Raw genomic sequence first — 11,494 nt, 5'->3', positions numbered from 1 at the left:
TACAACAAAAAAGCTGACACACTATTGAGATCCCAAACAACACACCCACACCCGAATAACTAGCTATAAAAGCTAGGCGTCCAAGGAGGTCGGACTATAAATTATAGTCGCTTAAATGGGAATCGTCAAGATGAATATCTTTTCGATTCTGGCAAAGCGAAAACAAAAGTAAAAGCGAATGCTTTTCTTCTGCACCGCTCTGCGCAACGATTAATTACTTTACGAGGTATTAGCGAGAGCGTCAAACTCTGACGCGGTGGCTATCCTCACAGGCGGACTTTCCCGCTATTTCTGCAGCAAAATACCGCAATTTTCGCAAATCACACTTTTATAATTTGCGCTTCGAGGGCAATTCGCAGTCTACATTTTGTGTAAAACTGCCAAATTCTTCTTTCCTTTTCGCACAATTATCAAACCGCCCGCTAAGAAATCTGGGGCGTCAATAATTCGCTCTGGATCGGTGCACTTCTCGTTGTTTATGCTCACTCCGCCTCCAGAAATCGTGCGACGAGCCGCATTGCGCCCCTGTTCAAAACCTAAACTCACTAACGCATCTGCCAGAGAATCACCCGCTTTTATGCTCGTGGCAGGCAATTCTGCCACTGCATCACGTAGCGTCTTTTCATCTACTTCATGCGGATCAGCTTTCCCGAATAGCACCTGCGAAGCTTTTTCTACCCGCGCGCACACCTCACTACCGTGTACCCAGGAAGTCACATCTGCTGCCAATACGCGCTGCGCCTCCCGCGCATAAGCGCGCTCTGCCACCGCCTTTTCTAGTTCTTCAATCTCCTCCCGCGTACGGAAGGTAAATACTTTCAGCATATGAATCACATCTTCATCAGCGGTATTCAGCCAGAACTGGTAGAACTTATAGGGGCTGAGCATCTCGGGATTGAGCCAGATTGCTCCCCCTTCACTCTTGCCAAATTTAGTGCCGTCGCTCTTCATAATCAACGGATTCGTCAATACGTGCACTGATTCGCCGGTAACTTTACGAATCAGATCCATGCCGCCTACGAGATTTCCCCACTGATCATTACCGCCCACTTCGAGAGTGCAGCCATAACGCCGGAAGAGCTCCAGGTAATCATTAGCCTGCAAAATCTGGTACGAAAACTCGGTGTACGAAATTCCTTCTTCTGATTGCAGCCGCCGCGCCACAATATCTTTAGAAAGCATCGTGCCTAAACGGAAATACTTTCCTAAATCGCGCAACAGATCAATTGCCGAAAGTTTTTCCGTCCAATCGTAGTTATTTACAGTGCGCGCCGGATTATCTCCGGAGAAATCTAAAAGCGAAGTAAGCTGCTCCCGCAAGCACTCCGTCCACTGCGCCACCGTTTCCCGCTCATTTAGTACCCGCTCCCCTTTTGCGCGCGGATCACCTACTAAGCCGGTAGCTCCGCCCACCAGCACCAAGGGATGGTGGCCTGCCATCTGTAAATGACGCATTACTTTTACCGCTACTAAATGCCCGTGATGTAAAGACGGAGCAGTAGGATCGAATCCGCAATAGAAAGTGAGTGGCCCCGAATTAAGAGCTTTCCGTAGCTCTTCCAAATCGGTATGCTGCGCGACCAGCCCGCGCCATTGCAATTCATCTAGAATATCTGCCACTTGCTTCACCTTTCTTATTCCGTTTCGAAGTAGCTTTCTTCCGTATCAAAGGCAATTTCTTAGCCTACCGGAGAAGCAGAAAAAATTACAATAACTACCTCTCAAGCGCAAACTCTTAAATAGCCATCTCCAGAATACGCTTCGCAGTGAATTTCCGTAGCTCCTGCAAAGAATGAGAAGCTGCTGCTTGCTGCTCAGCTACCCGCTGAGGAGCAGTGCCACCTTTTCCAGAGCGCGCACGCACTGAACCAGCCACACTGAGTACTTTCTCTACGCCCGCTTGGAGTCGATTATCAATTGCCGTAAAATCTTCCGCCTGTAAATCAGAGAGTTCCAGCCCGCGCTGCTCGCAATACGCTACACAAGCTCCGGAAATTTCGTGAGCTTCCCGGAAAGGTACCCCTTGTTTCACCAACCATTCTGCTATATCAGTGGCTAAAGCAAATCCTTGCGGAGCCAAATCAGTTAGACGCTTATAATCAAATACCAAAGTGGAGACCATACCGCTCACCGCCGGTAAAAGGACATCCAGAGTATCTATCTGATCGAATACTGGCTCTTTATCTTCCTGTAAATCGCGGTTATAGGCGAGAGGCATCGCTTTTAGTACCGCTAATAATCCAGTCAAATCGCCAATTAATCTTCCCGATTTTCCGCGGGCAAGTTCAGCAATATCGGGATTCTTTTTCTGCGGCATAATGGAAGATCCAGTAGAAAAAGCATCGTCCAACGTAATATAGGAAAATTCTTTCGTATTCCAGATGACTATTTCTTCGCTCAGCCGCGATATATCTATACCTATCTGCGCCATGATATACGAAAACTCTGCTACCGTATCACGTGCGGCAGTGCCGTCTAAAGAATTCCAGACGGCAGTGGTAAAGCCTAATTCTTTTGCCACTTGCTCCGGATCTAAACCGAGCGTATTCCCCGCTAAAGCTCCCGAACCATACGGGCTGACAGCTAGCCGTTTATCTAAATCACGCAAGCGCTCTACATCGCGGAGAAGCGGCCAGACATGCGCTAAAAGTTGATGCGCGAGCAATATGGGTTGAGCATGCTGCATATGCGTACGCCCGGGCATTACGGTATCTCCCGCTTTCTCAGCTTGCTTTATTAGGGCGAGAGCTAGATCTAGTACTTTTCCTCCTATTACTCTGCTTTCTTCTCGCAGATACATCCGAATAAGAGTGGCAATCTGATCGTTACGCGAACGCCCTGCCCGGAGTTTTCCACCTAATTTTTTACCAGCTCTCTCGAGTAGGCCTCGCTCTAGAGCAGTATGCACATCTTCGTCGTCCGGCTGCGGGCGAAACTCTCCCGATTCCACATCTGCTTTTAATTGCTGAAGCGCGGTGAGCATAGCGGCTAGTTCATCTGCAGTGAGCAAACCAGCCCGATGCAAAGCCCGCGCATGCGCGCACGAGCCTGCCAGATCATAGAGAGCCAGGCGCCAATCAAAATGTGTAGAACGTGAAAGTTCGGTTAGGGCTTCGGCCGGTGCGCCGCTAAAACGCCCACCCCAGAGAGCAATATGCTCCGTCATATTAATTCTCCTTCTCGAGGGAGTAGAGCTAAATGGATACGATTTTTATGAAAAGCCTGTCTAGGAAAGATTTAATTTCGGCATGGCTTCCCCTTTACCGAATTTGACGTCGCGCGCCGCAGCTAGCTTCGAAGTCAAACCCGATATTTCAATAAAGCCTTTGGCGTAGCTTTGATCAAAAGAATCGCCTTCGTCATAAGTGGCTAAATTAAAATCGTATAGCGAGGTTTCGGAACGCCGGCCGGTCACTACTGCTCGCCCACCGTGCATAATCATCCGAATATCTCCACTTACGTATTCTTGGGTATCCAGAATGAAAGCATCGAGGGAACGCTTTAATGGAGAGAACCATTGACCTTCGTACACTAATTCTGCCCACCGCAAAGCTACTCTTTCTTTGAAGCGCGCCTGCTCCCGATCGATGGTAACTCGTTCTAATTCTTTATGAGCGGTGAGTAGAGCCATAGCTCCGGGCGCTTCATAAATTTCGCGCGATTTAATTCCCACCATTCTATCTTCCACAATATCTATACGGCCAATACCCTGCGCTCCGGCCCGCCGATTCATCTCTTGCACTACCTGCAAGGGGGTCATGGCGGTGCCGTCTATCGCAACCGGAATACCTCTTTCGAAAGTAATTATTACTTCGTCCGGAAGCGGTGGATAGGTGGGGTCATCCGTATAGTTGTAGACATCCTTAGTAGGAGCATTCCACAAATCTTCTAAGAACCCGGTTTCTACCGCTCTTCCCCAGAGGTTTTGATCGATAGAAAAAGGATTATTGTGCGTAGCCTCAATAGGCAGATTGTGTTTAGCCGCGTAATCAATGGCAAATTCCCGAGTGAGTGCTAAATCGCGCACGGGCGAAAGGCACTTCATATCTGGAGCTAAAGAAGTGATGCCATTTTCAAAACGTACCTGATCATTGCCTTTACCAGTACAACCATGGGCTACGGTTCCCGCATCGAATTGCCGCGCGGCAGTCACTAAATGCTTCACGATTAGCGGACGGGAAAGCGCCGATACGAGCGGATAGGCATCCATGTATAAGGCATTGGCCTGCAAATCAAGCATGCAGTATTCGCTAGCAAATTCTTCCTTGGCATCGGCTATATAGGCTTCAACTGCGCCACAATCTAAGGCGCGCTGCTTGATTACTTCGAGGTCTTCTCCTCCTTGCCCGCAATCTACCGATACAGTAACTACTTCTGCGCCGGTGCGCTCGGCAATCCACCCAATAGCAACTGAAGTATCTAAACCGCCTGAATAGGCCAGCACTACTCTATCTTTCGTAGCCATTTTTCCTCATTTCTTTGATTTCTATAAATACGTTATAAGTTTTATTTATTCTGCCCTTGGGCGAGCAGCAGTAATTCTTCTTTCAACTCTGCCGCACTGGAAGTAGAAGTAGTTATCACCAAGACGGTGTCATCCCCCGCTATGCATCCCAATACCTCTGGGAAAAGCGCATGATCTATTGCGGAAGCAAGCAGCTGCGCCGCCCCCGGTGGAGTGCGTAAAATTATTTGATTCATAGCTTGGCGTGCACTCGTAATTATTTCGCGCGCCCAACGATCTAACTGCCCCCGCGCACCCGATTCAGAATCGGAAATCTCTACGATATTGGGGATACGATAAACTTTTTTCCCGTCGGCGCCGTACTCTTTAAAAGCATGTAGCTCCTCCAAGTCGCGCGAAAGCGTAGCTTGGGTGACGTCTATACCGGCTTGCTGTAGCTGGGTACGCAATTCTATTTGGGAAGATATGCGATTTTCAGCCACTATATCGATAATTTTCGCCTGCCGGGCAGTGCGGGTGGCGGGAATACTGATTTTATCCATCTCTGAGCCCTCGGTTGTGAAATATCCAGTATTGGGAAATTATCTGTCGAAAACTTCCCCTTTAACTATGTATAACTATACAGCCAAGATTATTATAATACATAGCTGAGATAGGTAATCTCTGCCACTACTTTACGCACTGGCACTAATACTTCCCTGGCGCTAATATTCCCCTAACACTAACACCCAACTAGCACTAATATTCCGCCGGTAGCAATTGTGAAATTATTTGCCGCGCAACTCCGCACCCGCTTTTCGAGCGAGCTGCTTCAAAATTCGCTTCCGCAGCCCGGCTATATCAGCAGCTTCGAGAGTACGCTCCGAAGAGCGGAAACGCAGGGCAAAGGCAAGAGATTTCTGCGCAGCGGGAATCTGATCTCCCGTATAGAGATCAAAGACCTTGACTTCTTCCAGCAGCTCTCCGGCCGCTTCCCGAATTATCTGCTCTAAATCTGCCGCCGGCACTGCTTTATCTACTACCACTGCGATGTCTTCTTTTACCGGCGGGAAAGTGGCTACCGGCGCTACCTGCAAGGGCTCTGGGCTCCGCAAGCGGAAAGCGGCGTCTAAATCAATCTCAAAAGCGATTGAGCGCGCAGGAATCTCGCAAGCTTTGCAAATACGGGGAGCTATTTCTCCGGCATGACCGATTACTTCTCCCGCCGCCCGCAACTGAGCACAACGCCCCGGATGATAAGGAGCGTAAGTAGCATTGGCTACGGTAATTTCCAAACCGAGCAGTCGGCCAATTTCTTTGCCGGTTTCCACTGCGGCCCGCCAATCCCAGTAGACGGGAGCAAATCCAGCTCCCCCATTTGCCACTTCTCCACAAGCAATACCAGCTACATGTAAAGGTTGCTGCGGTATAGCCTGCTGCAACTCCGCCAAAGCTGCGGCTGCTGGTTTAGCTCCGGCACCCGGATTCGCGGCTGGGTGAAGATTACCTGGGCGGGTGACTACCCCCATTTCAAAGATAGCTACTTGGGGATTACCCCGGGCCACATTGAGGTGTGCCGAATCTAAAAGTGAATCCAAAATTGTAGAGCGCATATAAGGAGCTTCTTCTTGCAGCGGATTGCGCAAACGCACTAATTGCCGGCGGCAATCCGTTGCCGGAATTTCTTGCCTATCGATATTTGCAGCAGAGACGAAAGGATACGAAAGTACCTGTACCCATCCTTGCTCAGCTAAACTGCGAGCAATATCGCGCTGGGCGCGCTGGAAAGCTTGCAATCCATTCCCAGCAGCAGCAGCTGGCTCCACTACCGGTATACGTTCGTAACCATAAAGACGCACGATTTCCTCTACGAAATGGGCGCTCCCCACTAAATCTGGACGCCAAGAAGGTGGAGTGACTTGCAAAGTCACGCCTAGATCCGCTGTTTCATTTACTTTCTCCACCTGGCAGCCGATTTTTTCCAACAGTTCTATCTGTTGAGCTGCAGAGAGCTCTAATCCAGTCAAACGCCGCGTTTCTTGGGTGGGGAAAACTAAGGGCTGCGGCAGTTCCACTTCGTTAAATTCAAAGTTTTCTGCAGCTATTTCTCCTCCGCCATACTCCACTAATAGGTCAGCTACTTTTTGGGCAGCTATCGGCGCAATCTGCGGATCGACTCCTCGCTCATAGCGTTTAGAAGCCTCCGACGGTAACTTATGCCGCCGCGCCGTACGCGCTATCGATACTGCTTCGAAATGGGCAGCCTCTATAAGCACATTGCGCGTAGATTCCGTAATTTCGGTATCGTATCCACCCATTGTGCCAGCGAGACCGACTACTCTTTGCCCTTTTCCACCAGTGGAATCAGTAATTAATAGATCCTCCCCATCTAGCTGCCGCTCCACTCCGTCGAGAGTAGTGAGTATCTCTCCTGCGCGCGCGCGGCGCACCACTAAAGGAGCTTGTACCTTATCTAAATCATAAGCATGTAAGGGTTGGCCTAAATCCAGCATCACATAGTTGGTAGCGTCTACTGCTAAAGAAATTGGGCGCATACCGGCCGCACGTAAGCGTTTCTTTAACCATTCCGGTGATTCAGCCTGCGGATTTATACCGCGTACTATCCGAGTCACGAATCTATCGCAACCAATTTTGCCGTGAATTGGATTTTCATCAATCACTTCTACCGCGAAGCCGGCATTATTAATTTCGGGCAGGGGCTGCGGGAGATTCTCTGCTTTCCCATAGTCCACGAATTTTGCTCCCGTCGAATGGCTATATTCGCGAGCTACTCCGCGCATAGCAAAACAATAACCACGATCTGGGGTGACGTTTATTTCGAGTACTTCTCCTGCTATACCGAGGAAATCGCGCACGTCGCTTCCAATTGCCGGCAGCCCAGCTGCGGCCGCCTCGGCATCTGAGTGCGCCAATACTAAGATACCGTCGTGATCTTCGCCGATTCCCAGCTCACGTACCGAGCAAATCATACCGTCAGATAAATGCCCGTAAGTCTTTCGTGCCGAAATTTCAAAATTTCCCGGCAGGACTGCCCCAGGTAGGCAGACCACTACATAATCTCCCACTTCAAAGTTATGTGCTCCGCAAATAATTCCGCGCGAAGCGAGTTCTGAAGGCTCTTTGCCAGTGCCGGGAGCGTCATTGTGCTCTCCCACATCCACTCGGCAATAATTTATGATTTTGCCGTTTTTTTGCTCTTTCGCCGTGCGGGTGAGTACTTTTCCTACTACCAGTGGGCCGCGCACCTGCGGTGGATGTATCTCTTCTTCTTCCAGGCCCACTTTTACTAAAGCTTCTGCAAGCTGGGCAGCCGTAATATTTTCCGGCAAATCTACATATTCTGCCAGCCAATCTGTGGGTACTAAAGGCATTAGTTACCCCTCCCCGTAGTTCCGAATTGAGTTGAAAAACGAATATCGCCCTCCACCATATCGCGCATATCGGCGATACCGTGGCGCAGCATCAAGGTGCGTTCAATGCCCATACCAAAGGCAAAACCGGTGTATTCTTCCGGATCGATACCTGCATTGCGTAAAACTTCCGGATTCACCATTCCGCAGCCACCCCATTCAATCCAGCCGGCACCACCTTTTTTCTGCGGGAACCATAAATCCATCTCCGCAGAAGGCTCGGTAAAGGGGAAGAAAGAAGGCCGCAGCCGCGTTTTTGCTTCTGGACCAAACATAGCCCGGGCGAAATGGTCGAGCGTACCTTTCAGATGGGCCATAGTCAGCCCCTTATCTACCGCTAACCCTTCTACTTGGTGAAACACTGGGGTATGAGTGGAATCTAAAGCGTCGGTACGGAACACCTTTCCCGGACAAGCAATATATACCGGAGCTCCGCGCTCGATAAGTACATGTGCTTGTACCGGTGAAGTATGGGTGCGCAACACTAAACCAGATTGAGGAACGCATTCAGCCGGCTCTTCTTTAGCGGCAGAATCGCCACCACCCGGGAGCGTCTCTACTCCGTCTATATAAAAAGTATCTTGCATCTGCCGCGCCGGATGGTCGGCACCGAAGTTGAGGGCATCGAAATTAAACCATTCGTGCTCCACCTCCGGACCTTCGGCGATATCCCAACCCAAGCTAATAAAGAAATCAGAAATATCTTCCATTAGCACTGGCAGGGGATGCCGAGCTCCGCGTGGAGTCCCCCGAGTAGGAAGAGTTACATCTACTTTTTCTTCTTCCAAAATTCGCTCTTCTTGGGCAGCTTCGAGACGAGCAGTAGCTTCGTTAAGCGCACTCTGTATCGCTTTGCGCGCCTGCCCCAATAATTTTCCTGCTTGCGGTTTTTCAGCTTTTTCTAGATATCGAATCTGCATATTAGCTTTGGTAATCGGGGCATTATCGCCGCTATGAGCTAATTTCGCAGCTTTTAATTCACTAAAATCGCCTGCATTTTGAAAAGCACTTTGTGCCGCTTTTACCGCCTCGGCAATGCCCGCTGCATCTAGGGGGCTGAGATCCATCTCTTACCTTCTCTCCGGCCAATTTCATCGGTTATTTTTCAGATACGAACCTCTAACTATCTTACTCATCTCCGAAAGCGGAAGGAAATTGCTTTTATATTTTGCTAGCTTAGGTGGATATTCTTAAGAATTTAGCGGTTTCGATTAGAATTACAACTATGGCTACTGCGGTATTTTGTGGACTCACTACTTTAGATATTACGCAGCGGGTGGAACGGGTGCCGCGCGAGAATGAAAAAATTGTTTCGTTAGGTACAGCCGTAGACGTAGGCGGACCGGCTGCCAATGCCGCGCGAGTGGCGGCAGCTTTCGGCGTCTCTTGCCAGCTTATTACGCTATTAGGCAATTCAGTACTGGCAAAAATTGCGCGAAATATTTTAGAAAATTCGGGAATAGAGCTAATAGATTTAGCCGCTGATAGCGATTTCCCTCTTTCGACAGTTTTAGTGGATGAGGCCGGTGGGCGCAGCGTAATTTCGCAGAATAATCCGGGGCGCGCTTATCAGAAATTTTCCCTAGATCTAGGGAGCGATGTAAAAGTTCTAGAGGTAGATGGGCATTTACTAGATGTGCAGATACAACTGGCAAGGGCAGCACAAATAAAAAATATTCCGGTAGTTTTTGACGGCGGATCGTGGAAAGCAGGCAGCAGCGCGCTCTTACCTTTACTATCGCACGTAATTATTTCGGCTGATTTTCAGATTCCAGACTGTGCAGATACTTTTGCGGAACTAAAACGCCACCAGTATCCACTGCTGGCCCAGTCTTTTGGCCACCAGCCTGTGCGAGGAAATTGCGCTGGCGCGGCCGCTGACTTCACAGTGCCAGTGCCGCAGGTAATGCCACAAGATACTCTCGGAGCTGGAGATGTGCTCCACGGAGCTTTTACCGCTCTGCTCGCGAAAAATATCGATGCGAAAACTTCCTTAACGCAGGCAGTAGCCGCTGCGAGTCAATCTACCGAATTTTTGGGGCTGCTCCCCTATTTAGAATCTATTGTGCAGTGAATTTATTATTCAGGGAGTTCTTCCGTATGCTGCGCCGTCGCGGAAGCATAAAGGCAGAGCGTAGCGGCGATAGCTAAGTTTAGCGATTCGGTCTTTCCCCACATCGGTATGGAAATTATTTGATCTGCTGCTTGCCGTTGCGTGCCAGTAAATCCATGCGCCTCATTACCTACTATCCAGAGAGTAGGTTTTTGCAATACTGCTGTGGGCAGCGCAGAAAGTACGGTATCACCAGCGCCGTCGGCCAAAAAAATCTGCATATTCGCTTGACGAGCCGCCGCAATTACTTGCGAAAAATCTTGCTGTGCCCGTAGCGGGATATGGAATACCGAACCGGCCGAAGCGCGAATAAGTTTCGGATTTCCCAGATCAGCAGATTTCACTCCCGCCAATACCCCATCAGCACCGACGGCGGCAGCGGAACGAATTATGGTGCCTAAATTTCCGGGATTATCGGCCTGCAAGGCAAAAATTAGCAGCCGTGCCTTCGTAAAAAATGCCGAAGATACAGTTGAGTTGCCGGATTCAGCTGCCTCAGTTAGCTGCGGCGCTTGGCATACTGCTGCTATCCCCTGCGCATCCGGAAATAACTCTTGGAAGAGGGCGGGCGGGAGTAAGTGCAGATACGGATCGATTTTTTCGATCAATGCGGCAATATCGGGGTGCTTCTGCAATCCCATATCGCTGGCATAGATATCCCGCAGGCTATCTGGACTCCAAATTAAGAGTTCCCGTACAGCCTGCGGGCCTTCTACTAGCCATTGCCCGTATTTGCGGCGGTTTGCTTCCCGGTATAGACCGCAAACTTTTTTCAGCTGCCCCGTCTTTTCCCGGTGATATTTACGCGGCATATTTCTGCACCGCCCGCACTTCCAATAGCTTCTTTAAATAACGATTACTCGTATTTACTACTTCGCCGGAGCGTTTACGTCTTTCGGCAGCGCCTTCTTAGCCATCTCTACGATCTTGGCAAAAGTAGCTGGATCGTTTACTGCTAATTCAGCTAGCATCCGCCGATCGATATCGATTTCCGCTAAGCGTATTCCCTGCATAAAACGGTTATAAGTCATACCATTTTCACGTACCGCCGCATTAATGCGCGCAATCCACAACTTACGGAATTCATTTTTGCGCACTTTCCGATCGCGATAGTTGTAGACGAAAGAGTGCGTCACCTGCTCCTTGGCCTTACGATATAGGCGCGAGCGCTGCCCCCGATATCCTTTTGCGCGCTCCAAAGTAGTGCGGCGCTTCTTTTTGGCGTTAATTGCGTTCTTTACACGGGCCATTTTATTTCTCCTTATTCAGTACAAGCTCAATTTAGTGTGCGCTCTAGCGCCCTAAAAGACGATTTACTTGCTTCACGTCTGATTTAGCTACCGGCTGGTCAGAAGATAGACGGCGCGTAATCCGGGAAGATTTATGCTCTAATAAATGCCGCTTTCCGGCCTGCTCCCGCATTAATTTTCCCTTACCGGTCACCCGGAAACGCTTCTTGGCACCGGAATGTGTTTTCATTTTTGGCATTTTCATGCTCCCTTTGGT

General features: G+C 49.5%; 10 protein-coding genes. 1 reads left to right on the top strand and 9 read right to left on the bottom strand.

The window, feature by feature from the left end; genetic code table 11:
• Positions 1-360 precede the first annotated feature (360 nt).
• The 6 genes from tyrS to pheS form a co-directional block, all read right to left on the bottom strand.
• Complete coding sequence (tyrS, locus tag Q0X35_RS04155; protein ID WP_297565849.1) at positions 361-1,620, bottom strand: tyrosine--tRNA ligase; 1,260 nt, start codon at positions 1,618-1,620, stop codon at positions 361-363.
• 115 nt (positions 1,621-1,735) lie between these two features.
• Positions 1,736-3,166 (bottom strand): argininosuccinate lyase, encoded by a 1,431-nt coding sequence (argH, locus tag Q0X35_RS04150; RefSeq protein WP_297565847.1) that lies wholly within the window; start codon positions 3,164-3,166, stop codon positions 1,736-1,738.
• A 60-nt stretch (positions 3,167-3,226) separates the two neighbouring features.
• On the bottom strand, positions 3,227-4,465 hold the full coding sequence (locus tag Q0X35_RS04145) for an argininosuccinate synthase (RefSeq protein WP_297565844.1): 1,239 nt from the start codon (positions 4,463-4,465) through the stop codon (positions 3,227-3,229).
• A 41-nt stretch (positions 4,466-4,506) separates the two neighbouring features.
• Entirely contained in the window at positions 4,507-5,007 is a 501-nt protein-coding gene (argR, locus tag Q0X35_RS04140) for an arginine repressor (RefSeq protein ID WP_297565842.1), read from the bottom strand.
• A 225-nt stretch (positions 5,008-5,232) separates the two neighbouring features.
• Positions 5,233-7,836, bottom strand: a complete 2,604-nt coding sequence (pheT, locus tag Q0X35_RS04135; RefSeq protein WP_297565839.1) for a phenylalanine--tRNA ligase subunit beta — start codon at positions 7,834-7,836, stop codon at positions 5,233-5,235.
• On the bottom strand, positions 7,836-8,942 hold the full coding sequence (gene pheS / locus Q0X35_RS04130; protein WP_297565838.1) for a phenylalanine--tRNA ligase subunit alpha: 1,107 nt from the start codon (positions 8,940-8,942) through the stop codon (positions 7,836-7,838). Before pheS ends, pheT begins: the two co-directional genes overlap by 1 nt.
• A gap of 158 nt (positions 8,943-9,100) precedes the next feature.
• On the opposite strand from pheS, the gene Q0X35_RS04125 reads away from it, so the two are divergent.
• Positions 9,101-9,949 carry a PfkB family carbohydrate kinase gene (locus Q0X35_RS04125; RefSeq protein WP_297565835.1) on the top strand — a complete coding sequence of 283 codons (849 nt, stop codon included), beginning with the start codon at positions 9,101-9,103 and terminating at the stop codon, positions 9,947-9,949.
• Positions 9,950-9,954: 5 nt separating this feature from the next.
• Here Q0X35_RS04125 and Q0X35_RS04120 read toward each other — a convergent pair whose 3' ends face one another.
• Genes Q0X35_RS04120 through rpmI form a run of 3 tightly spaced genes read right to left on the bottom strand, consistent with a single transcriptional unit; the run spans position 9,955 to position 11,476 of the window.
• Complete coding sequence (locus tag Q0X35_RS04120; protein ID WP_297565832.1) at positions 9,955-10,800, bottom strand: RNA methyltransferase; 846 nt, start codon at positions 10,798-10,800, stop codon at positions 9,955-9,957.
• Between the two features lie 57 nt (positions 10,801-10,857).
• Positions 10,858-11,238 (bottom strand): 50S ribosomal protein L20, encoded by a 381-nt coding sequence (gene rplT / locus Q0X35_RS04115; RefSeq protein ID WP_297565829.1) that lies wholly within the window; start codon positions 11,236-11,238, stop codon positions 10,858-10,860.
• Between the two features lie 43 nt (positions 11,239-11,281).
• A complete protein-coding gene (gene rpmI / locus Q0X35_RS04110; protein WP_297565852.1) occupies positions 11,282-11,476 on the bottom strand; it encodes a 50S ribosomal protein L35 in 195 nt (64 codons plus the stop codon).
• Between the last annotated feature and the right edge of the window lie 18 nt (positions 11,477-11,494).

This window comes from uncultured Arcanobacterium sp., from assembly GCF_947253055.1.
Taxonomy (GTDB): domain Bacteria; phylum Actinomycetota; class Actinomycetes; order Actinomycetales; family Actinomycetaceae; genus Arcanobacterium_A.
Note: the sequence above shows the minus strand (reverse complement) of the source record. Positions and strands in the feature narration are given on the sequence as shown.